The sequence below is a fragment of the Streptomyces sp. NPDC058964 genome (genome assembly GCF_042741275.1).
GTDB lineage: Bacteria > Actinomycetota > Actinomycetes > Streptomycetales > Streptomycetaceae > Streptomyces.
Genome location: NZ_JBHYKH010000019.1, coordinates 20,830 through 41,621, shown reverse-complemented (window position 1 = coordinate 41,621; position 20,792 = coordinate 20,830). Strand labels below are relative to the sequence as shown.

At 73.0% G+C, this 20,792-nt stretch carries 20 protein-coding genes and 1 pseudogene; 8 read left to right on the top strand and 13 right to left on the bottom strand.

Annotated elements, in window-relative coordinates; all coding sequences use genetic code 11:
• Nucleotides 1–229 precede the first annotated feature (229 nt).
• Complete coding sequence (locus ACFW2E_RS04430) at nucleotides 230–1,633, bottom strand: lysine N(6)-hydroxylase/L-ornithine N(5)-oxygenase family protein (protein WP_384461201.1); 1,404 nt, start codon at nucleotides 1,631–1,633, stop codon at nucleotides 230–232.
• A complete protein-coding gene (locus ACFW2E_RS04425) occupies nucleotides 1,630–2,991 on the bottom strand; it encodes a pyridoxal phosphate-dependent decarboxylase family protein (RefSeq protein ID WP_384461198.1) in 1,362 nt (453 codons plus the stop codon). The genes ACFW2E_RS04430 and ACFW2E_RS04425 overlap by 4 nt, the downstream gene beginning before the upstream one ends.
• 169 nt (nucleotides 2,992–3,160) lie before the next feature.
• Here ACFW2E_RS04425 and ACFW2E_RS04420 point away from each other — a divergent pair, with 169 nt between their 5' ends.
• The gene (locus ACFW2E_RS04420) at nucleotides 3,161–3,712 is read left to right on the top strand and encodes a GNAT family N-acetyltransferase (protein ID WP_384461195.1); all 552 of its coding nucleotides are present in this window, start codon (nucleotides 3,161–3,163) and stop codon (nucleotides 3,710–3,712) included.
• 63 nt (nucleotides 3,713–3,775) lie between these two features.
• Here ACFW2E_RS04420 and ACFW2E_RS04415 read toward each other — a convergent pair whose 3' ends face one another.
• From ACFW2E_RS04415 to ACFW2E_RS04395, 5 genes and pseudogenes are all read right to left on the bottom strand, one after another.
• Nucleotides 3,776–4,612: an NAD(P)H-binding protein gene (locus ACFW2E_RS04415; RefSeq protein ID WP_384461192.1), complete on the bottom strand. Its 837-nt coding sequence runs from the start codon at nucleotides 4,610–4,612 to the stop codon at nucleotides 3,776–3,778.
• A gap of 115 nt (nucleotides 4,613–4,727) precedes the next feature.
• The gene (gene pepN / locus ACFW2E_RS04410; RefSeq protein ID WP_384461189.1) at nucleotides 4,728–7,214 is read right to left on the bottom strand and encodes an aminopeptidase N; all 2,487 of its coding nucleotides are present in this window, start codon (nucleotides 7,212–7,214) and stop codon (nucleotides 4,728–4,730) included.
• Nucleotides 7,215–7,270: 56 nt separating this feature from the next.
• A complete protein-coding gene (locus ACFW2E_RS04405) occupies nucleotides 7,271–7,816 on the bottom strand; it encodes a two-component system response regulator (protein ID WP_384461186.1) in 546 nt (181 codons plus the stop codon).
• A 137-nt stretch (nucleotides 7,817–7,953) separates the two neighbouring features.
• The gene (locus tag ACFW2E_RS04400; protein WP_384461183.1) at nucleotides 7,954–8,304 is read right to left on the bottom strand and encodes a chorismate mutase; all 351 of its coding nucleotides are present in this window, start codon (nucleotides 8,302–8,304) and stop codon (nucleotides 7,954–7,956) included.
• Nucleotides 8,305–8,315: 11 nt separating this feature from the next.
• Nucleotides 8,316–8,557, bottom strand: a pseudogene (locus tag ACFW2E_RS04395) (AraC family transcriptional regulator); the annotation flags it as partial.
• Between the two features lie 760 nt (nucleotides 8,558–9,317).
• On the opposite strand from ACFW2E_RS04395, the gene ACFW2E_RS04390 reads away from it, so the two are divergent.
• On the top strand, nucleotides 9,318–10,199 hold the full coding sequence (locus ACFW2E_RS04390; protein ID WP_384461204.1) for a hypothetical protein: 882 nt from the start codon (nucleotides 9,318–9,320) through the stop codon (nucleotides 10,197–10,199).
• Nucleotides 10,200–10,479: 280 nt separating this feature from the next.
• Here the strand turns inward: ACFW2E_RS04390 and ACFW2E_RS04385 are convergent, their stop codons facing one another.
• Nucleotides 10,480–11,922: an MFS transporter gene (locus ACFW2E_RS04385; RefSeq protein ID WP_384461180.1), complete on the bottom strand. Its 1,443-nt coding sequence runs from the start codon at nucleotides 11,920–11,922 to the stop codon at nucleotides 10,480–10,482.
• 116 nt (nucleotides 11,923–12,038) lie between these two features.
• On the opposite strand from ACFW2E_RS04385, the gene ACFW2E_RS04380 reads away from it, so the two are divergent.
• A complete protein-coding gene (locus tag ACFW2E_RS04380) occupies nucleotides 12,039–12,518 on the top strand; it encodes a MarR family winged helix-turn-helix transcriptional regulator (RefSeq protein ID WP_384461177.1) in 480 nt (159 codons plus the stop codon).
• Nucleotides 12,519–12,524: 6 nt separating this feature from the next.
• Here the strand turns inward: ACFW2E_RS04380 and ACFW2E_RS04375 are convergent, their stop codons facing one another.
• Nucleotides 12,525–13,430 (bottom strand): SDR family oxidoreductase, encoded by a 906-nt coding sequence (locus ACFW2E_RS04375; RefSeq protein ID WP_384461175.1) that lies wholly within the window; start codon nucleotides 13,428–13,430, stop codon nucleotides 12,525–12,527.
• A 1-nt stretch (nucleotide 13,431) separates the two neighbouring features.
• Nucleotides 13,432–14,190 carry an SDR family oxidoreductase gene (locus tag ACFW2E_RS04370; protein WP_384461172.1) on the bottom strand — a complete coding sequence of 253 codons (759 nt, stop codon included), beginning with the start codon at nucleotides 14,188–14,190 and terminating at the stop codon, nucleotides 13,432–13,434.
• A 101-nt stretch (nucleotides 14,191–14,291) separates the two neighbouring features.
• On the opposite strand from ACFW2E_RS04370, the gene ACFW2E_RS04365 reads away from it, so the two are divergent.
• From ACFW2E_RS04365 to ACFW2E_RS04350, 4 genes are read left to right on the top strand one after another with little or no spacing between them, the layout of a single operon-like run.
• Nucleotides 14,292–15,035 (top strand): enoyl-CoA hydratase family protein, encoded by a 744-nt coding sequence (locus ACFW2E_RS04365; RefSeq protein ID WP_384461169.1) that lies wholly within the window; start codon nucleotides 14,292–14,294, stop codon nucleotides 15,033–15,035.
• Entirely contained in the window at nucleotides 15,036–15,884 is an 849-nt protein-coding gene (locus ACFW2E_RS04360; protein WP_384461166.1) for a CoA transferase subunit A, read from the top strand.
• Nucleotides 15,881–16,624, top strand: coding sequence for a CoA-transferase subunit beta (locus tag ACFW2E_RS04355; RefSeq protein ID WP_384461163.1), 744 nt, complete (start codon nucleotides 15,881–15,883; stop codon nucleotides 16,622–16,624). Before ACFW2E_RS04360 ends, ACFW2E_RS04355 begins: the two co-directional genes overlap by 4 nt.
• The gene (locus tag ACFW2E_RS04350; protein ID WP_384461160.1) at nucleotides 16,624–17,673 is read left to right on the top strand and encodes an NAD(P)H-dependent flavin oxidoreductase; all 1,050 of its coding nucleotides are present in this window, start codon (nucleotides 16,624–16,626) and stop codon (nucleotides 17,671–17,673) included. Before ACFW2E_RS04355 ends, ACFW2E_RS04350 begins: the two co-directional genes overlap by 1 nt.
• On the opposite strand, the gene ACFW2E_RS04345 is transcribed toward ACFW2E_RS04350, so the two are convergent.
• The 3 genes from ACFW2E_RS04345 to ACFW2E_RS04335 are packed head-to-tail and all read right to left on the bottom strand — an operon-like array spanning nucleotide 17,657 to nucleotide 20,352.
• Nucleotides 17,657–18,814: an acetyl-CoA C-acetyltransferase gene (locus ACFW2E_RS04345; RefSeq protein ID WP_384461157.1), complete on the bottom strand. Its 1,158-nt coding sequence runs from the start codon at nucleotides 18,812–18,814 to the stop codon at nucleotides 17,657–17,659. The two genes, ACFW2E_RS04350 and ACFW2E_RS04345, sit on opposite strands and share 17 nt — an antisense overlap.
• Before the next feature lie 41 nt (nucleotides 18,815–18,855).
• Nucleotides 18,856–19,539 carry a TetR/AcrR family transcriptional regulator gene (locus tag ACFW2E_RS04340; RefSeq protein ID WP_384461155.1) on the bottom strand — a complete coding sequence of 228 codons (684 nt, stop codon included), beginning with the start codon at nucleotides 19,537–19,539 and terminating at the stop codon, nucleotides 18,856–18,858.
• A gap of 27 nt (nucleotides 19,540–19,566) precedes the next feature.
• Entirely contained in the window at nucleotides 19,567–20,352 is a 786-nt protein-coding gene (locus ACFW2E_RS04335) for an SDR family oxidoreductase (protein WP_384461152.1), read from the bottom strand.
• Between the two features lie 57 nt (nucleotides 20,353–20,409).
• Here ACFW2E_RS04335 and ACFW2E_RS04330 point away from each other — a divergent pair.
• The coding region (locus ACFW2E_RS04330) for an acyl-CoA dehydrogenase family protein (RefSeq protein WP_384461149.1) at nucleotides 20,410–20,792 on the top strand (383 nt) is incomplete at its 3' end.

The following is a 20,792-nucleotide window of genomic DNA, read 5'->3' as shown; positions in this document are numbered from 1 at the left end:
CACGCCTGCACACGATGGGCCTCACCCGGGCCCAGGGCCGCCGCCTCCTCGTCCTGGAGTCGCTCCCCCCGGCCCACCACGCCGCGGCCGGCGGCCCCCCGCACCGCGGGGCCGCCCGCCCCCCCCCCGCGCCCCCGCGGCGCACTCCTGCCCCGCGCCGCGCCTCACCGCCCCGCGCGCGGGGGCCCCCCCGCGCCCCCCTCGGCGTGCTCCTGCCCGAGCACTGTCCTCAGTCGACGAGCGGGGTGAGGGCCGGGGCCGGCCGCGCCTGCGGGACGCGCTGCCGCTCGTCGAGTCCGAAAGTGGTGAAGGCCGTGCGCAGGGGGAGCGGGTACGGCTCCATGCCCGTCAGGGAGTTGAGGATGGTGGCGCTGCGCCAGGCGGCGAGTCCCAGGTCGGGGGCGCCGACGCCATGGGTGTGGAGTTCGGCGTTCTGCACGAACACCGAACCGGAGACCGGGGGGTCGAGGACGAGCCGGAACCTTTCGTCGACTCGTGGGCGTTCACTGCTGTCGCGGCGCAGGTAGGGGTCGAGGCCGGCGAGGATGCGGCCGAGGGGGCGTTCCCGGTAGCCGGTGGCCAGGACGACCGCGTCGGTGGTGAGCCGGGAGCGGGTGTCCTGCTGGACGTGCTCCAGATGGAACTCGACCTTGGTGGTGGCGATGCGTCCGGCGGTGCGCACGTGGACGCCCGGGGTCAGCACCGCGTCGGGCCAGCCGCCGTGCAGGGTGCGGCGGTAGAGCTCGTCGTGGATCGCGGCGATGGTCTCGGCGTCGATGCCCTTGTGGAGCTGCCACTGGGAGGCCACGAGCCGGTCGCGGACGCCTTCGGTGAGGGCGTGGAAGTACCGGGTGTAGTCGGGCGTGAAGTGCTCCAGGCCGAGCTTGGAGTACTCCATGGGTGCGAAGGCCTCGCTGCGGCTGATCCAGTGGAGCCTCTCGCGTCCGACGGGACGGTGGCGCAGCAGGTCGAGAAAGACCTCGGCACCGGACTGTCCCGAGCCGACGACGGTGACATGGCCGGCGGCGAGGAAGGCCTCGCGGTGGTCGAGGTAGTCGGCGGCGTGGATGACCGGCGCGCCGGGGGCCTCGACGAGAGGCCTGAGCGGATCGGGGACGTACGGGGCGGTGCCGACGCCGAGGACGATGTTCCTCGTGTACGTACGGCCGAGTGCCTCGGCCTCCCCGTCGGCGTCGAGCCGGGTGAAGTCGACCTCGAAGACGTCGCGTTCGGGGTTCCAGCGGACGGAGTCGACCTGGTGGGAGAAGTGCAGTGCGGGGAGGTTCTCGGAGACCCAGCGGCAGTAGGCGTCGTACTCGGCACGCTGGATGTGGAAGCGCTCGGCGAAGTAGAAGGGGAAAAGCCGGTCGTGGGCCTTGAGGTAGTTGAGGAAGCTCCAGCGGCTGACCGGGTCGGCGAGGGTCACCAGGTCGGCGAGGAACGGGACCTGGATGGTGGCGCCGTCGATGAGCAGGCCGGGGTGCCAGTCGAAGCCGGGGCGCTGCTCGTAGAAGACGGCGTCGAGCGCGGCGAGCGGGTGGGCGAGGGCGGCGAGAGAGAGGTTGAACGGTCCGATGCCGATGCCGACCAGGTCGCGGGGTGCTTCGGACTCGTGGTGTGGGGGTCTGGTCATCTGGGGGTGGTTCCTTCGACGAGTTTCAGGAGGTCGGCCAGTTCGTGCGGCCGGGTGTGGGGGTTGAGGAGGGTGGCCTTGAGCCAGAGGCTGCCGTCGAGGCGGGCGCGGCCGAGGACGGCGCGGCCTTCGTGCAGCAGGGTGCGGCGTACCCCGGCGACCGCGTCGTCGGTGGCTCCGGCGGGCCGGAAGAGCACCGTGCTGATGACGGGCCGGTCGTACAGCTCGAAGCCGGGGTGGTCCTGGACGAGGGCGGCGAACTCCCGTGCCCGCGCGCACACCTGGTCGACGAGGGCGCCGAGGCCGGAGCGGCCGAGGGTCCTGAGCGTGACGGCGATCTTGAGGACGTCGGGGCGGCGCGTGGTGCGCAGGGACCGGCCGAGCAGGTCGGGGAGTCCGGCCTCGGTGTCGTCCTCGGCGTTGAGGTAGTCGGCGCGTTGGTGCAGGACGGCCAGGTCCCGGGGGCGGGAGACGGCGAGGAGGCCCGCTGCGACCGGCAGCCAGCCGAGTTTGTGCAGGTCGAGGGTGACGGTGTGGGCGGCTTCGAGGCCGGCGAGCTTCTCGCGGTGCCGGTCGCTGAAGACGAGGCCGCCGCCGTAGGCGGCGTCGATGTGCAGGCGTGCGCCGTGCGCGGCGCACAGCCCGGCGATCTCGGGCAGCGGGTCGATGAGCCCGGCGTCGGTGGTGCCGGCGGTGGCGGCGACCAGCAGCGGGCGGGGGAAGCGGGTGAGGACCTCGTCGAGGGCGGCGGGGTCGAGGGTGCCGTTGGGCGCGGGGACGACCACCGGGTCGGGCAGGCCGAGCAGCCAGGCGGCGCGCGGCAGCGAGTGGTGGGCGTTGGCTCCGCACACCAGCCGGACGCTGCCGCCGAACGCCTCACGGGCGAGCAGCAGGGCGAGCTGGTTGGACTCCGTGCCGCCTGTGGTGACGAGCGAGTCCGCCAGGCCGATCTCGTGGGCGAGCTCGCGGGTGACGAGGGCCTCCAGGGCGGAGGCGGCCGGTGCCTGGTCCCAGGAGTCCAGGGAGGGGTTGAGGACGCTCGCGGCGAGGTCGGCGGCGGTGGCGACGGCGAGCGGCGGGCAGTGCAGATGGGCCGCGCACAGCGGGTCGGCGGGGTCGGCGGAGCCTTCCGCGAGGGCGCGTACGAGGGTGCGCAGGGCGTCCGGGTCGCCCTTGTCCGGGAGTACGTCCCCCACGGCGCCCGTGACGGCCGCGGCGACGGCCTCCGGCCCGCCCGCGGGCAGCGGTCCGCCGCGGGCCCGCCCGCCCTGCCGCAGCGCGTCGAGCACGGAGTCGACCAACGGCCGCAGGACGTCGGGCCCTTCGGGTCCTGAGGCAAGGGGCGGCGGCGTACTCATGGGCTCTCCTCCGGGGCGCGGGCAGGGGGAACAACCATGTGGGGCTTCCAGCTTGTACGCGTTTGGGTCTGGGCGCCCGAAAGCCCAACGATCGGAACCCGAAAGTGGGTACTCCCGTGCGGGGAAAACATGTTGGGGGCCGCGGGGCGGAACGGCTAGCGTCGGGTGGATGTTTGACGCGATCCCGGTCGACGCGCCCGGCGGGCGGCTGCTGGTGCGGGAGCCCGGCCCCGCCGACGAGGCACCTGTGCTGTCCCTCTTCGAGGAGTGCGAGGACTGGTTCGCGGCGGCGACGGGACTGCCGTCCGGGCCCGGTGACGTGCAGAGCCTGTACTACTCGCTGCCGGAGGGCGCCGCCCCCGAGGACAAGGTCCTGCTGCTGGTGGAACGGCCGGGCGCGGTCGTGGGCCTGGTGGACGCGGTACTGAACCACCCCGCGCCGGGTGCCGTCTCGGTCGGCCTGTTCCTGCTGGCGCCGTCCGCGCGGGGCCTGGGTCTCGGCCGCGCGGTCGCCGAGGCGCTCCTCGCCCGGGCGGAGGGCCTCACGTCGGTGACGGCCACCGTGCCGCCCGGCTGGAGATCCGGGGAGCGCTTCCTGGAACGGCTCGGTTTCGCCCTCGGCGCGGCGGCGCCCACCGGCCCGGATGCCGCGAACCGTCGGGCGGGTCCACGGGAGGGGGACGTGCGGCGGGCGGAACTGCGCCTGGACGGACGCCACTGAGGTCGAACGCGCCGCCCGCCGCGCGAGGATCCGGTCCGCGGCCGTCCACCGCGGACCGGGTGCTCAGGCTCCCCGGAAGTCGTCGGCGTGGTCCTCGGCCCACTGGGTGAACGTGCGGGCCGGCACGCCGGTGATCTTCTCCACCGTGCCGGTGATCTCCGGGGGCACTCCGACGGTGTCGCCGAAGCTCTTGAGGAGGGCCCGCACGAACGCCGGCGGCGCGCCCGGGAACAGTTCGGGCCCCGCCTCCTCCGGGGGCACCTCCACGAAGGTCAGATCGCGGCCGACCGCCCGGCCGATCGCGGCGATCTGGTCGGTGTTGGTGGTCGCCCCGGGCCCGGTGAGCCGGTGGGCGAGGCCCTCGTGGCCGTCGTCGAGGAGGACGCGTTCGGCGACGGCCGCGATGTCGTCCTCGTGGATGGGGGCCGTGAGCATGCCCGCGAAGACACCGCGGACGGTGTTCCCGGTGCGGATCTGGGGCGCCCACTGGAAGGCGTTGGTGGCGAACGCGTTGGGGCGCAGGAAGGTCCACTCCAGGCCGCTGTCGCGGATCTGCCGTTCGGCCGTGGCGTGCATGACGTGAATGGGGTGGGCCTCGTCGGAACCCTCCTGGATGATCCCGGAGGAGAGCAGCACCACGTGCCGCACCCCGGCCTCCCGGGCGGCGGCGAGCAGGGCCGGGGCCCGCTCCCCGGCCGCCTGGACGTAGAGGAACAGCTTGGTCGCTCCCTCGAACAGGGCGGCCGGCTCGTCCAGCCGTAACTTCACCACCTCGGCCTTCGCGGGCAGGCCGGCCCGCTCGGGGTCACGGGTGAGCGCCCGCACGGGCCGGTCCGCCGCGAGCAGCCTCTCGACGAGGGCTCGGCCGACGTTGCCGGTGGCGCCGGTCACTACGATCACTGGAGTGCCTCCTGGGGGCGGGGTCCTTCCTGGCCACTCGAGCCTAGGAAGGACCGCCGGCCCCCGCATCATCACCAGGGACCAGCCGGCGCGGCCGTGTCCTACTCCCTGGGAACTAGGCCCCCCGGACCCGCAACGCCCTTGCCAGGTCGTCGAGTTCGTCGACGAGACGGCGGCGCAGCGCGGTGATCGGGTCGGCGTCGCGCAGGCAGGCCTCGCCCAGGGCGAGGTTCTCCGCGTCCACGGCGTACGACGGGAAGGCGTAACGCCCGGTGACGGCGGCGATGGCGGGGCCGCGGCGGGCGGCGACGGCGAGCGCGTCCTGGTAGTACCGCGGCACGTACTCCCGCACGAGGTCGGCCTGCTCGGGCTGCCAGAAGCCCTGTGCGGTGGCCGTGAACAGGTAGTTGGACAGGTCGTCGGTGGCGAACATAGCCTCCCAGGCTGCGCGCTTGGCCTCGGGGTCGGGCAGCGCGGCCCGGCAGCGGGCGGCGCCCTCCTGGCCGGTGGCGCTCGGGTCGCGGTCGAGCTCGGCGGCGATGGCGGCCTCGTCGGTGGCGCCGAGGACGGCCAGGCGGCCGAGGATGCGCCAGCGCAGCTCGGGGTCGAGCTCGGGCCCGCCGGGCACCGTGCCGTCGGCGAGCCAGGCGGCGATGGTGTCGGGGTGCGCGGCGACGTCGATGAAGTGGCGGACGGCGATCAGCCGCAGGCCGGGGTTGTCGCCGTCCTCGGTGCGGCGGATGAGGTCGCGGCACAGGGAGGAGAGCGTGGCCAGGGCGGCGGACCGCTTACCGGGCTCGAGGTAGCGGTCGGCGATGTGCCCGGAGGCGAAGGCCAGCACGCCCTGGACGAGGGCCAGGTCCGTCTCCCGGGGGAGGTGGGCGCGGGCGGTCTCCAGATACGCGGAGGGCGGGAGCTCGCCGTCGCGCACCGCGTCCCGGAGGGCGTTCCACACGACCGCGCGGGTGAGCGGCTCGGGCAGGCCGGACAGGCCCGTGCGGACCGTTTCGAAGGACTCGGCGTCGAACCGGACCTTGGCGTAGGTCAGGTCGCCGTCGTTGAGGAGGAGCAGCGCGGGCCGTTTGCCGATGGACTGGGGGATGGTCTGCGGGAGGTCGAGGTCGACCCGTTCGCGCAGCACGAGCCCGCCCTCGTCGCCGAGGTCGTGGTCGTACAGGCCGACGGTGACGCGGTGCGGGCGGCTGCCCCGCCGGTCGACGGTGAGCGCGTACGTGCCGTTGTCGCCGCCCGCCGTGACGGCCGGGACCAGCGTGTCGACCCCGGTGGTGCGCAGCCACGCGTCCGCCCAGGCGTGGACGTCGCGGTCGGTGGCCGCGGCCAGGGAGTCGATGAAGTCGGCGAGGGTGGCGTTGGCGAACCTGTGCCGGGCGAAGTGGATGTTGATGCCGGCGAGGAAGTCCTTCTCGCCGAGCCAGGCGACCAGCTGGCGCAGCGCGGACGCACCCTTGGCGTAGGAGATGCCGTCGAAGTTGAGCAGGGCGGAGGCGGTGTCGTCGACGGCGTCGGGGGCGACCGGGTGGGTGGAGGGGCGCTGGTCGGCGTCATAGCCCCAGGCCTTGCGGGCCACACCGAAGTCGACCCAGGTGTCGGTGAAGCGGGTCGCCTCGATGATGGTCTGGTAACCCATGTACTCGGCGAACGACTCGTTCAGCCAGATGTCGTCCCACCACTTGAGGGTGACGAGGTCGCCGAACCACATGTGCGCCATCTCATGGGCGATGACCATCGCGCGGGTCTGCCGCTCGGTGTCGGTGACGGCGGAGCGGTAGACGAATTCGTCACGGAAGGTGACCAGGCCCGGGTTCTCCATGGCACCCGCGTTGAACTCGGGGACGAAGGCCTGGTCGTAGGAGTCGAACGGGTAGGGCTCCTCGAACTTCTCGTGGAACCGGTCGAAGCACGCGCGCGTGACGTCGAGGATCTCCTCCGCGTCCGCGTCGAGGTACGGCGCGAGGGAGCGGCGGCAGTGGATGCCGAAGGGCAGACCGCGGTGCTCGGTGCGCACGGAGTGCCAGGGGCCGGCGGCGACGGCGACGAGGTACGTGGAGATCAGCGGGGTGGGTGCGGCCTGCCAGCGGCCCTCGCCCAGGTGCTCGGTGACGCCGTTGGCGAGGACGGTCCAGCCTTCCGGAGCCTTGACGGACAGCTCGAAGACGGCCTTCAGGTCGGGCTGGTCGAAGGCGGCGAAGACGCGCTGCATGTCGTCCAGGAACAGCTGGGTGTAGACGTACGTCTCGCCGTCGGTGGGGTCGGTGAAGCGGTGCATGCCCTCCCCGGTGCGGGAGTAGCGCATGACCGTGTCGAGGCGCAGTTCGTGCTCACCGGCGGTGAGGTTCTTCAGCGGCAGCCGGTCCTGATCCAGGGTCTCCGGGTCGAGGGGCTGTCCGTCGAGGGTGACGGAGCGCAGCTCGACGGGCTTGAGCTCGACGAACGTGTCCCCGGCCGTCCGCGCGCTGAACCGGATCACGGTGCGCGAATCGAAGGTCTCGTCCCCGGTGGTCAGGTCGAGCTCGATCGTGTACCGGTGGACATCGAGGAGCTGTGCTCGGATCAGCGCTTCGTCGCGCGTCAGTACGGACATGAACGACATGCTGCCTGATGGCACCGACGACGCACAGAGGCGGACCGGTACGCGGCTTATGTCCGCTCCTGCGCCGGGGTGGACGGGGAGGCGCCCCGCTGGGGCGGAACCAGGGCACCGGCGGGGGTCCGGGCGGACCGCCCGGCGCTCGCCACGTCCTCGGTGCGCGCACCGGCGAGGGCGCGCAGTTCGCGGATCTCCCGCTCCAGGGCCAGGTGGTGCTGGTGGGCGTCGTACAGGTAGCGCACCTTGGTGCGCAGGGCCCAGGGGTCGACGGGCTTGAGGACGAGGTCGGCGACGCCCAGCCCGAACGCGGCGGAGGTCAGTTCGTGGTCGGGGCCGAATCCGGTGAGCAGGACGACGGGGATGTGCTGGGTCTGCTCCAGACCGCGCATGTAGCGCACCACCTCGAGACCGCTGACACCGGGCATGCGCACGTCCAGCAGCAGAAGGCCGACCCGGCCCCGGAGCACCTGTTTGAGGGCCTCGTCGCCGCTGGTGGCGCGGCCGAGCCGGTAGCCCAGGGGGGCGAGGGCGCTCTCCAGCGCGTAGAGCGTGTCCTCGTGGTCGTCGACGATGAGGATCTCGGCATTCGACGGCATGGCCCGGGTCCCTCCTGTGTGGACAGCCGGCTCCGCCCCCGAGCTGACACGGAGTGCTCACCGGCTGACGAGGAGTGCACAGCGCAGCATGCCCTGTCCGGGCCCGGCTGTCACGACCGCGTCCATGACCGCCGGGGTCAGTTCGCCTCCGGTGCCTGGTCGTTCACGGTGTCGACGGCGATGCGCTCGTGGTGTCTGATCACCTCGGCGATGATGAAGTTGAGGAACTTCTCGGCGAACGCCGGGTCGAGCTTGGCGTTCTCCGCGAGGGTACGCAGCCGGGCGATCTGCCGTGCCTCGCGGGCCGGGTCGGCGGGCGGCAACTGGTGAACGGCCTTGAGACGGCCGACCTGCTGGGTGCACTTGAAGCGCTCGGCGAGCATGTGGACGACGGCCGCGTCGATGTTGTCGATGCTGTCGCGCAAGCGGTCGAGCTCCTCGCGCACGGCGGGGTCGGCGTCACCGGTACCGGTGTTGCTGGTGGTCATGGGTGCCCACCCTAAGGGGCGGGCGAGCTGTCGATCACCGGCGGACCGTCGGGGTCGGGGACCGGGCGCTCCAGTCTGCGGGCACGGCGCGGCCCCGCCGGACGCGGAAGCGGACCGGGGGTGCCGACGCGGCGGGTGAACAGGCGGGAGGAACAGGCGGGGTCGTCGTATCCACGCGGCGGGCCACGGCGGCGACGGGCAGTTCGGTGGCCGCGAGGAGTCCCCCGGTGCGGCCCAGGCGGATGCCGGCGCTCGGCCGTTTCCTGGAGACCGCAGGGGATGCGGGGCGGTGGGCGATCGTGCGGCCGGGTCCGTACATCTGCGCCGGCCACGCGCGCGTGGCCTTCGACGAGTACGGCCGCTCCAGGGAGAAGTTCCGGCTCTTGCGCGAGGTGCTCGCCGGGTACGCCTTCCGAACCGCTTCCCGAACCTCGGCCGCCGCTCCCGTCGTTGGGTTCTCCGGCAAACGTACGGCTGACCGGCCGGGCCCCCTTGGGCGACGTCATGGACGCGCTGGGCGGTCCGGAGACCGTCGGACCCGTCCCGGCCGCCTTCGAGGAACTGGACGTCGACCGGGGCGTCGTCCGCCACGGGGTCACGGCGGCGGCCGCGGCTGGACGCCTTGGGCGACGGTGTGCGGGCCGTGCCGTACCGGGACCCGCCGGCCGACGGCGCCCCGGGGCTGTACGGGCCACCGACGCGGCGCGCGGGGCCGGGGCCGCGCGGCTCGAACTGCCGTTCCGCAACCGTGACTTCGTCGGGTCAACGGCTTCGGCCTCGGCCGCTACCGGTCCGTGGGCCCGCAGCGCTCGCTCCACGTCCCCGGGCCGGTGCTGCGGGAGGGCACAGTGACGTGTGGGTGCGGGAACTCCAGGAGAGGGACCCCGCCGGATCCGGCCCGCATCTGCGGACCCTCCGACGCCTTCCGGACGTCTGTCACCTCCGGTCGGCGAAAACCGGCGCACACCCGCCTAGAGTGGAATGGAGTTCAGGACGTCTTTGGGGGTCAGGACGTGGCGAACGGCGGACCGGTGGCGCACGGCTACCCGCACCTGGAGACGGTGCGGGCGGCCGTCACCGCGCTCTACAGACGTCTCTCGTACGACACCATCCAGACCTTCTCGACGAGCGTGGCCCCCGCCGACGTGGCCTTCTGCGACACCGACGACCTGCATCTGGGCGCGCAGCGCGTGGCCCGTGAGATGGTGCGGCACTTCCGGCTGCCGGACGCCCGCGTGATCGTCAGCTTCCGCGAGATGACGCACGCGGCGAATGTCGAACTCGCGGCGGGCCCGGAGTACTTCGTCGAGCTGAACGACCGGTTCCGCACCCACCGCAGGGACATCGGCGCGGCACTGGCCCACGAGGTGATGCACGTCTATCTGCACCGTCTGGATCTGTCGTTCCCGAGCACGGCGGAGAACGAGATCCTCACGGACACGGCGACGACGTATCTGGGCGCGGGCTGGCTGCTGCTGGACGCGTACCGTGAGGACGGGGCCTCGTCCCAGAAGCTCGGCTACCTCACTCCGGAGGAGTTCGGCTACGTCCTGGCGAAACGTTCCCTGGTCTTCCACGAGGACCCGTCGGTGTGGTTCACCAGCCCGCAGGCCTACACGGCGTACGTCAAGGGCATGGCCCGGGCCCGCAGCGACGAACAGCAGCCGCCGCTGACCGGTGCGGGCTGGGCGGGCCGCCGCCGCTACGCCCGCGACCGCCGCCAGGCTCCCGGGCCGCAGCCCGGCGTCCCGTACACGTTCACCTCCGACGGGGACGGCCGACTGCGGGTCTCGTTCCCCTGCCCGACCTGCCACCAGCGGATCAGGGTGCCGGTGCGGGGACGCGTCCGCGCGAGGTGCGGGTTGTGCCGGACGGTACTGGAGTGCGACACGTAGCCCGCGCCCTTCCCCTGGGGCGCTCCGCCCCCGGGCCCCGGCGGTCCGGGGCCAGGCTCCGCGGGCGGAGCCCCGGCTGACACAGAGGGCGAAACCCCGGCCGGCGCGGGAAGCTCGACTCCGGCTCCAGGCTGGGCCCCCGGGACGACGGCGCGATTCCCGGGGGCCCAGGGGACGGAGCCCCGGTGGGGTCGAAGGCGCGCAGCCCTTGGGGATGGGAATGAGCAAAGGGCGGCGGAGGCGAGAAACCGCCCCCACCGCCCTCGGTGTTCTCCTTGTGTCACCCCTCGTGCTCGGCCACCGCCCGTCGCGGCAGCCCCACGCACAGCCCGGCGCAGAGCAGGAAGCCGCCTGTCACCCACGGCATCGCCGCGCCGAGGGCCTCGGTCATGCCCTCCCCCATGTGGCCGAAGAACACCGTGCCGACCACCGCCGCCCCCAGCGCGCCCCCGAACTGCTGGGCGGTGGAGAAGATCCCGGACGCGGCGCCCGCGAGTTCCCCCGGCACGGCCGACAGCACCACGTTCACCAGCGGCACCACGAGGAATCCGAGTCCGGCCCCGGCGACCACCAGCCCCGGCACCAGCGGCCAGGCCCCGGTGTGCACGGCGGCCGCGCCGTCCACCGCGGCCCACACCCATCCGAAGCCCCCGGCCATCATCAGCGCGCCGGCCCCGAGCACGGTCCGCCCGTACTTCACGGCGAGCCCGTCCGCGGCGGGCGCGGTCAGGAAGCCGCCGGCCGAGAAGGCCACGGTCACCACACCGGCCTGCATCGGCGAGTACCCCTCGCTCCCCTGCAACCAGATCGCGAAGACCAGGAAGAAGCCCTGCATACCGACGGAGAAGAGGAGCTGGACCAGGACGCCCACGGAGAACGCCGGGAGCCCGAAGGCCCGCGCCGGCAGCAGCGGCACCGTCCCGGCCCCGCCCCGGCGCCGCGCCTCGTACACCCCGAGCCCGACGACCGCGACCGCTCCCGCCACCAGGCAGACCCAGCCCCACAGCGGCCAGCCGTTCTCCCGGCCCTGCACCAGCGGCAGCACGATCGCCACGAGCCCGGCGGCGAGCACCAGACTGCCCAGCACGTCCGGCCGGCCCGCCGACCGCTCCCGGGTGGCCGGCACCAGCAGCAGACCGCCCACGAAGGTCCCCACGGCCACCGGCACGTTCACCAGGAACACCGATCGCCAGCCCCAGCCGAACAGGTCGGCATCGGTCAGCAGTCCACCGAGCAGCAGCCCCACGGCCGAGGCGAACCCGGCCACGGCGCCGTACATCCCGAAGGCCGCGCCGCGCTCCTTGCCCCGGAACAGCGTGCGGAACGAGCCGAGCACCTGGGGCACCAGCACCGCCGCCATCACGCCCTGCACCGTCCGCGCGGCGATCAGCTGCCCCGGCGACTGCGCGAGCCCGCAGCCCAGACTGGCGAGTCCGAAGCCCGCCGTACCGGCGAGGAAGAGGGCCCGGCGGCCGAGCCGGTCCCCGAGGTGCCCGGACACGATCAGGGTGGCGGCGAAGCCGAGCAGGTAGGCGGAGACGAGCCACTGCAGGTCGCTCGCCGAGGCGTGCAGGTCACGGCCCATGGACGGGATCGCCACGTTGACGATGGTCGCGTCCAGCAGGTCCATCAGCGCCGCGATCATCAGCACGACGGCGGCGGCCCAGCGGCGCGGATGCGGCTCCGCCGCGGTGGGCGGTGTTGCGGTGAGGGTGGTGGACACGGTGCCTCCCCGGGCTTCAGAATTATTTCGTTCGGGCTAACGAAAGACTTGCATCCACAAGGGTGCCGCCGCAAGTCATTAGTTCGACCGAACGAAATATTTGTTAGCCTGACGCCATGAGCAGCAGCGCACAGACGAGCGGCGGCCGACGGGCCGAGACCCTTGAGCGCCTCATGGAGGTGGGCCGTGTGCACAGCGGCGTCACCGTGATGTTCCACTCGGCGATCGCCGCCAAGCAGGGCCTGAACGCCACGGAGGAGAAGACCCTCGACCTCCTGGAGCGCCACGGACCGCTCACCGCGAAGGACCTGGCGCGGCTGACCGGCCTGGCTCCCGCGTCCGTCACCGGTCTGGTCGACCGCCTGGAGACCAAGGGATTCGCCCACCGGGTCAAGCACCCCACCGACAAGCGCCGGGTGCTCGTCGAGCTGAACCGGGAGAAGATCGGCGAACTCGCCGTGTTCTTCGAGGACTGGGCGCGCGACATCGTGGCGGCGTGCGAGGAGTTCAGCACGGAGGAGCTGGAGACCGTGGTCAGGTTCCTGACGGTCATGGCGGAGCGGCAGCGCGAGGCCGCCGCCCGGCTGTCGTCGTAGGAGCGCTCACGCCCCGTGGACCCGCCCCGGCACCTCCGCGTCCGCGAGCAGCTTCAGCGTCGCCTCCCCCGCCTCGGCCGGCGTCCACCGCTCCCCCTTGTCGGCGGTGGGGCCCGGCCGCCAGCCCTCCATGACGGTGATCCGGCCGCCCTCCGCCTCGAAGACCCGGCCGGTGACACCGGCACTGGCGGCGGAGCCCAGCCAGACCACCAGCGGGGACACGTTCCCGGGCGCCATGGCGTCGAAGCCGGTGCCGGGGGCCGCCATGGTCCCGGCGAAGGTGCGCTCCGTCATACGGGTCCGGGCCGCGGGGGCTACGGCGTTGACCTGGACGCCGTACCGGCGCAGCTCGGCCGCCGCGACCAGGGTCAGCCCGACGATCCCGGCCTTGGCCGCGCTGTAGTTCCCCTGCCCGACCGAGCCCAGCAGACCGGCTCCGCTGCTGGTGTTGACGATCCTGGCCACCGGCGCGCGGCCCGCCTTGGCCTCGGCACGCCAGTGCGCGGCGGCGTGCTTCAACGGCAGGAAGTGCCCCTTGAGGTGGACCCGGAGCACGGCGTCCCAGTCGTCCTCGTCGAGGTTGACCAGCATGCGGTCGCGCAGGAACCCGGCGTTGTTGACGAGCGTGTCGAGCCTGCCGTAGGCGTCGAGGGCCGCCGCCACCAGCGATTCGGCCCCGGCGCTCGTCGCGATGTCGCCGCCGTGGGCGACCGCCTCGCCGCCGGCCGCGCGGATCTCCTCGACGACCCGGCCGGCCGGACTGCCGGATCCGGGCGCACCGTCCAGCCCGACGCCCAGGTCATTGACGACGACCCGCGCACCCTCGGCGGCGAACGCGAGCGCGTGGGCCCGCCCGAGCCCGCGCCCCGCGCCGGTGACGACGACGACCCGCTCCGCGCAGATTCCGCTCATCTCACTCCTCCTTGCCGACGGACCTGTTGACGGTCGCGGCGTCCAGGAAGGCGGGCCGTTCCCCGCCCCCGTGCACGAGCAGGCTCGAGCCGCTGATGTAGGCGGCGGCGTCGGAGGCCAGGAAGACGGCGGCGGCTCCGACGTCGGACGGAGCGGCCAGCCGTCCGAGCGGAACGGTGCCGGAGACCGCCGCGATGCCCTCCTCGCCGCCGTAGTGGAGGTGCGTCAGCTCGGTGCGGACCATGCCGACGACGACGGTGTTGACGCGGACCTCCGGCGCCCACTCCACCGCCATGGAGCGGGCGAGGTTCTCCAGCCCGGCCTTGGCCGCGCCGTAGGCCGCCGTGCCGGGCGAGGGGCGGCTGCCGCTGACGCTGCCGACCATCACGACCGAGCCCCGGGCCCGTCTGAGGTGCTCGTAGGCGGCGAGGGAGGCCGTCAGCGGGGTGACCAGGTTCAGCTCGATCACCCGTGCGTGCCGCTCGGGGTCCGCGTCGGCCAGCGGCCGGTACGGGGCGCCGCCCGCGTTGTTGACGAGGACGTCGAGCCGGGGCAGGGCGCCGAAGAAGGTCCGCACGGCGGGCGGGTCGCGCAGGTCGAGGGGGGCGAACTCCACTCCCTCGACCGGTACTTCGGGAGGCCTGCGGGCACAGGCCACGACGTGGGCGCCGGACCGGGCGAAGGCCCTCGCGATCCCGGCACCGACGCCCCGGGTACCGCCCGTGACGACGACGGTTCTGCCGCGCAGCGAGTTATCCACAGGGCCTCCCGCTCGTCTTCGCCGACTGCTAGCTTCGAAGCCTCACACCTAACAAATGTTTGGTGGAAAGGCAGCTGACTGCGAAGGTAGCTGATGCGTCCATGGGTGTCTCCACCTCGTCCCCGGAAAAGGGGATTTCGCTCGTCACGGTCGACTTCCCACCGGTGAACGCGCTGCCGGCGGCCGGATGGTTCGCCCTGGCCGAGGCCGTGCGCGCGGCCGGCCGCGATCCGGAGGTCCGGTGCGTCGTGCTGGCCGCAAAGGGGCGGGGCTTCAACGCGGGGGTGGACATCAAGGAGATACAGGCGGACGGGCAGGAGGCGTTGATCGGCGCCAACCACGGCTGCGCTCAGGCCTTCGCCGCGGTCTACGAGTGCGAGACGCCCGTGGTCGCGGCGGTGCAGGGGTTCTGTCTGGGCGGCGGCATAGGACTGGTGGGGAACGCGGACGCGATCGTGGCGAGCGACGACGCCACGTTCGGGCTGCCCGAGCTGGACAGGGGCGCGCTCGGTGCCGCCACCCATCTGGCCCGCCTGGTCCCGCAGCACCTGATGCGCGCGCTGTACTACACCTCGCGCACGGTGAGCGCGGCCGAGCTGCACGCGCACGGCTCGGTGTGGCGGGTGGTGCCGCGCGAGGAGCTGCGGGCGGCCGCGCTGGAGCTGGCGCGCGAGATCGCGGCCAAGGACGGGCGGCTGCTGCGCATGGCCAAGGCCGCCATCAACGGGATCGACCCCGTCGACGTACGCCGCAGCTACCGGTTCGAACAGGGCTTCACCTTCGAGGCCAACCTCAGCGGGCTCGCCGACCGCGTCCGCGACACGTTCGGGAAGGAGGGTGCGTAGATGGGCGACAAGACGATGACCGCCGACGAGGCGGTCTCCCGCCTGGAGAGCGGCATGACCCTCGGCATCGGCGGCTGGGGATCCCGCCGCAAGCCGATGGCCCTGGTCAGGGCTCTGCTGCGGTCCGGGATCGGCGATCTCACCGTGGTGTCGTACGGCGGCCCGGACGTCGGCATGCTGGCGGCGGCCGGACGGGTGCGCAAGCTGGTGACGGCCTTCGTCACCCTCGACTCGGTCCCGCTCGAACCGCACTACCGCGCGGCACGGGAGCGCGGGTCCTTCGAACTCATGGAGGTCGACGAGGGCATGTTCATGTGGGGGCTGCGCGCGGCCGCGCAGCGGCTGCCCTTCCTGCCGGTGCGGGCAGGGATCGGCTCGGACGTCATGCGGGTCAACCCCGGCCTGCGGACGGTCACCTCGCCGTACGAAGACGGGGAGACGTTCGTGGCGATGCCCGCCCTGCGGCTGGACGCGGCCCTGGTGCACGTCAACCGTGCCGACCGGCTGGGCAACGGGCAGTATCTGGGCCCCGACCCGTACTTCGACGACCTCTTCTGCGAGGCGGCCGAGGCGGCCTATGTCTCGTGCGAACGCGTCGTCGACACAGCCGAGTTGACGAAGGAGGCGGCTCCGCAGACGCTGCTGATCAAACGGCACGGGGTGACGGGGGTGGTCGAGGCGCCGAACGGTGCGCACTTCACGTCCTGCGCACCCGACTACGGGCGGGACGAGGCCTTCCAGAAGCAGTACGTGTCCACGCCGTGGCCGGAGTTCGCCGGGCGGTTCCTCGGCGGGGACGAACAGGCCTACCGGTCGGCCGTGCGGAACTGGCGGGAGGAGCAGGGGTGAGAGAGGTTCTCCGCTCCGAGTACTGCGTGATCGCCTGCGCGGAGGCCTGGCGCGGCGCGGGTGAGGTCCTGGCGAGCCCGATGGGCCTGATCCCGTCGCTGGGTGCCCGGCTGGCCCGGCTGACCTTCGCGCCCGACCTGCTGCTGACCGACGGGGAGGCGACGCTCGTCCGCCCGGACGGGACGGCCGAGGGCTGGCTGCCGTACCGGCAGCACCTGACTCTGGTGGCCGGCGGACGGCGGCACGTGATGATGGGCGCGAGCCAGATCGACCGGTTCGGCAACCAGAACATCTCGTGCATCGGCGACTGGGAGCGGCCCGCGAGACAGCTGCTCGGCGTGCGCGGCGCGCCCCTGAACACACTGAACAACCCGACGAGTTACTGGATCCCGAGACACTCCCGGCGGGTCTTCGTGGCGAAGGTCGACATGGTGTGCGGGGTGGGGTACGACCGTGCCGCCGAGCACCCGGACACGGCCCGGCACCACCGCATCGCGCGGGTCGTCTCCGACCTCGGCGTCTTCGACTTCGGCACGCCCGACCGCACCATGCGGCTGGCCTCGCTGCATCCGGGGGTGAGCGTCGGGCAGGTGCGGGAGGCCACGGGATTCGCGCTCGCCGTCCCGGACGAGGTGCCGTACACCCGCGAACCGACCCACGAGGAGCTGCGCCTGATCCGCGAGGTGCTCGACCCCGGCGAGTCCCGGGCGCGCGAGGTGCCGGAGGGGGCGAGGAGCTGATGGAGACCGCGCTCACCCGGCTGGTCGGGGTCCGGCACCCGATCGTGCAGACGGGGATGGGCTGGGTGGCGGGCCCCCGGCTGGTCTCGGCTGCGGCGAACGCGGGCGCGCTGGGCATCCTGGCGTCCGCGACGATGACCCTCGACCAGCTGCGCGGGGCGATACGCGAGGCCGGCTCCCGCACGGACGCCCCGTTCGGGGTGAACCTGCGGGCGGACGCGGGCGACGCCGGCGACCGTGTGCGGCTGATCATCGACGAAGGGGTGCGGGTGGCGTCCTTCGCGCTCGCTCCCTCCCGTGAGCTGATCGCCGAGCTCAAGGAGGCGGGGGTGGTCGTGATCCCGTCCGTCGGGGCGCGGCGGCACGCGGAGAAGGTCGCCGCCTGGGGCGCGGACGCGGTGGTCGTCCAGGGCGGAGAGGGCGGCGGGCACACCGGCGAGGTGGCGACGAGCGTGCTGCTGCCCCAGGTGGTGGACGCGGTCCGGATACCCGTGGTGGCGGCGGGCGGCTTCTTCGACGGCCGGGGTCTGGTGGCGGCGCTGGCGTACGGGGCGGCGGGGGTCGCGATGGGCACGCGCTTCCTGCTCACCTCGGACTCGACGGTGCCGGACGCGGTGAAGGCCAGGTACCTGGCGGCCTCGGTCCGGGACGTTACCGTCACCACGGCGGTGGACGGCCTGCCGCACCGCATGCTGCGCACGGACCTCGTGGAGTCCCTGGAGCGCTCGGGGCGCACCCGTGCCCTGGCGCACGCCGTGCGCCGGGCGGCCGGGTTCCGGAAGCTGTCGGGGCTCACCTGGCGGCGGATGGTCCGCGACGGGCTCGCGCTGAAACACGGCAAGGAGCTGTCCTGGAGTCAGGTGCTGCTCGCCGCGAACACCCCGATGCTGCTGAGGTCGGCGATGGTGGACGGCCGCACGGACCTGGGTGTGATGGCGTCCGGGCAGGTCGCCGGGGTGATCGACGACCTGCCGTCCTGTGCGGAACTGGTGGAGCGGATCATGACGGAGGCGGAGGAGGTACGGGGGCGGCTCACAGCCGTTCGATGACCGTCACATTGGCCTGACCGCCGCCCTCGCACATGGTCTGCAGCCCGAACCGGCCGCCGGTGCGCTCCAGTTCGTGCAGCAGGGTCGTCATCAGCCGGACGCCGGTGGCGCCCAGCGGATGGCCGAGGGCGATCGCACCGCCGTTGACGTTGACCTTCTCCGGGTCGGCGCCGGTCTCCTTGAGCCAGGCCAGGACCACGGGGGCGAAGGCCTCGTTGATCTCGACGAGGTCGATGTCGCCGATGGTGAGACCGGTCTTCTTCAGGGCGTGGGCGGTGGCCGGGATCGGGGCCGAGAGCATCCGGATGGGGTCCTCGCCCCGGACGGAGAGGTGGTGCACGCGGGCGCGCGGGCGCAGCCCGTGCTCCCGTACGGCGCGCTCCGAGGCCAGCAGCATGACCGCGGCGCCGTCCGAGACCTGCGAGGAGCAGGCGGCCGTGATGGTGCCGCCGTCGGCCACGGGCCTGAGCGCGGCCATCTTCTCCAGCGAGGTGTCCCGGCGCGGGCCCTCGTCGGCGACGACGTCCCCGTAGGGCACGAGTTCCCGGTCGAAGCGGCCCTCGTCGATCGCCCGCACCGCACGCCGGTGCGAGCGCAGGGCGAACTCCTCCTGGTCCTGCCTGCTGATGCCCCACTTGGCGGCGATCATCTCGGCGCCGGCGAACTGGTTGACGGGCTGTCGTCCGTACCGGGCCCGCCAGCCCTCGCTGCCCAGGAAGGGTCCCTCGGTCAGGCCCAGAGGCTCGGCGGCCTGCCGGGAGGCGAAGGCGATGGGGATCTGCGACATGTTCTGGACACCGCCGGCGACCACCAGGTCCTGGGTGCCGGACAGTACGGCCTGTGCCGCGAAGTGGACGGCCTGCTGCGAGGAGCCGCACTGCCGGTCGACGGTGACGCCGGGTACCTCCTCGGGCAGCCCGGCCGCCAGCCAGCAGGTCCGGGCGATGTCCCCGGCCTGCGGACCGACCGCGTCCAGGCAGCCGAGGACGACGTCCTCCACGGCGCCCGGGTCCACGCCCGCGCGTGCGACGAGCTCCTTGAGCACATGGGCTCCCAGGTCCGCCGGGTGGACCTTGCTCAGCCCGCCCCCGCGCCGCCCCACGGGCGTCCGCACCGCTTCGACTATGTAGGCCTCGGCCATGACAACTCCCCTGAGAGAAAGGGTCGTTCAGGATGAATGGATCATTGGCGCACGGCAATCCCGTCCAGCACCATCGACAGGTACTGCCGGGCGATCTCCTCCGGGCTGTGCCGGCCGCCGGGCCGGTACCAGGAGGCGGCCACCCACACCGTGTCGCGCACGAAGCGGTAGGTGAGCCGGACGTCGAGGTCGGTGCGGAAGACGTGCGCGGCGACCCCGCGCTCCAGCGTGGACAGCCAGGCCTTCTCGAACCTGCGCTGCGACTCGGCGAGGAACGTGAACCGGTCCTGCGCGACCAGTTGCCTGTGCTCCTTCTGGTAGATCGCCACGGCGGCGCGGTGCCGGTCGATCTCCCGGAACGACTCGGTGACCAGGGCCTCCAGGGTCTCGCGGGGCCCGAGGCCGGCGGCGAGGACGGTGTCGTAGCCGTCCCAGAGCTCGTCGAGGAAGGTGCGCAGGATCTCCTCGAGCATCGACTCCTTGGAGTCGAAGTGGTAGTAGAGGCTGCCCGCGAGCATGCCCGCCTGGTCCGCGATCTCGCGCACGGTGGTGGCGTTGTAGCCCTGCTCGGCGAAGACCTCGGCGGCGGTGTCGAGCAGTTCGCGGCGGCGCGCGTGGGCGGCGGCGGCCGCGGGCTTCTTCGCCGCGGTCGCCGTGGACTTCTTCGCCGCGGTCACCTGCGGTTTCTTCGCGGCGGTCACCGGGGGCTTCTTCTTGGTCGGCACGGGTCCATTGTGGTCTGCGCCATCCCCTCAGGGGTGCTGACTGCTGACGGCGACGACCTCGCCGGTCATGTAGGAGGAGTAGCCGGACGCCAGGAACACGATCACGTTGGCCACCTCCCAGGGCTCGGCGTGGCGCCCGAAGGCCTCGCGTGCGGTGAGCTCCTCCAGCAGCGCGGGCGTCGTCACCTTCGCCAGGTGCGGGTGCATGGCGAGGCTCGGCGCCACCGCGTTGACCCGCACGCCGTACTGCGCGGCCGCGACGGCCGCGCACCGGGTCAGTGCCATCACCGCGGCCTTCGCTGCCGCGTAGTGCGCCTGCCCGGCCTGGGCGCGCCAGCCGACGACGGAGGCGTTGTTGACGATCACGCCTCCCCCGGTCTCCCGCATCGAACGCAGGGCGGCCCGGGTGCACCGGAACGTGCCGTTGAGGGTCACGTCGAGCACACGGGACCACTGCTCGTCGGTCATGTCGACGAGGGCCGAAGTGCCGCCGAGACCGGCGTTGTTGACGACGACGTCCAGGCGTCCGTGCTCCCGCGCGGCGGTGCCGAACAGCTCCCGCACCTGCAACTCGTCGGTGACGTCGCAGGGCACCGCCGACACGGCTCCCGGGAACTCGCGTCCCAGCCGGGCCTCGTACTCCTTGAGCCGGCGTGTGTGCGCGTCGCTGATCAGGACGCGCGCGCCCTCCTCCAGGAAGCGGCGGGCGGTCGCCCCGCCGATCCCCGCTCCGGCCGCCGCGGTGATGACGGCGGTGCGCCCCTTCAGCAGCCCGTGGCCGGGCACGTACGCCGGACTCTCGACGCCTGTCATGGACCCACGCTAACCTACCAAACACTTGTTAGGGAAGCTCCAGGAAGGCGGACCGCCGTGGACCTCACCCACTCCCCGGCCGACGAGGAGTTCCGCGCCGAGGCCCGTGCCTGGCTCGACGCGCATGTACCCCGCACTCCCCTGCCTTCCCTGGAGACCGAGGAGGGCTTCGCGGCGCACCGCGTCTGGGAGGCCCGGCTCGCCGCGGACCGCTGGTCGGTGGTGGCCTGGCCCCGGGAGTACGGCGGGCGGGACGCCGGGCTGATCCGGTGGCTGGTCTTCGAGGAGGAGTACTGGGCGGCGGGCGCGCCGGGCCGGGTGAGCCAGAACGGCATCAGCCTGCTCGCCCCGACCCTCTTCGACCACGGAACGGCGGACCAACGCGCGCGCGTGCTGCCGTCGATGGCGACCGGCGAGGTCGTCTGGGCGCAGGCCTGGTC

Bases quoted from the DNA above. Each gene is read 5' to 3' on its own strand.
- ACFW2E_RS04430 (WP_384461201.1), bottom strand. From the start codon at position 1,633: ATGACCAGACCCCCACACCACGAGTCCGAAGCACCCCGCGACCTGGTC.
- ACFW2E_RS04425 (WP_384461198.1), bottom strand. From the start codon at position 2,991: ATGAGTACGCCGCCGCCCCTTGCCTCAGGACCCGAAGGGCCCGACGTC.
- ACFW2E_RS04420 (WP_384461195.1), top strand. From the start codon at position 3,161: ATGTTTGACGCGATCCCGGTCGACGCGCCCGGCGGGCGGCTGCTGGTG.
- pepN (WP_384461189.1), bottom strand. From the start codon at position 7,214: ATGTCCGTACTGACGCGCGACGAAGCGCTGATCCGAGCACAGCTCCTC.
- ACFW2E_RS04405 (WP_384461186.1), bottom strand. From the start codon at position 7,816: ATGCCGTCGAATGCCGAGATCCTCATCGTCGACGACCACGAGGACACG.
- ACFW2E_RS04400 (WP_384461183.1), bottom strand. From the start codon at position 8,304: ATGACCACCAGCAACACCGGTACCGGTGACGCCGACCCCGCCGTGCGC.
- ACFW2E_RS04380 (WP_384461177.1), top strand. From the start codon at position 12,039: ATGAGCAGCAGCGCACAGACGAGCGGCGGCCGACGGGCCGAGACCCTT.
- ACFW2E_RS04375 (WP_384461175.1), bottom strand. From the start codon at position 13,430: ATGAGCGGAATCTGCGCGGAGCGGGTCGTCGTCGTCACCGGCGCGGGG.
- ACFW2E_RS04365 (WP_384461169.1), top strand. From the start codon at position 14,292: ATGGGTGTCTCCACCTCGTCCCCGGAAAAGGGGATTTCGCTCGTCACG.
- ACFW2E_RS04360 (WP_384461166.1), top strand. From the start codon at position 15,036: ATGGGCGACAAGACGATGACCGCCGACGAGGCGGTCTCCCGCCTGGAG.
- ACFW2E_RS04350 (WP_384461160.1), top strand. From the start codon at position 16,624: ATGGAGACCGCGCTCACCCGGCTGGTCGGGGTCCGGCACCCGATCGTG.
- ACFW2E_RS04345 (WP_384461157.1), bottom strand. From the start codon at position 18,814: ATGGCCGAGGCCTACATAGTCGAAGCGGTGCGGACGCCCGTGGGGCGG.
- ACFW2E_RS04335 (WP_384461152.1), bottom strand. From the start codon at position 20,352: ATGACAGGCGTCGAGAGTCCGGCGTACGTGCCCGGCCACGGGCTGCTG.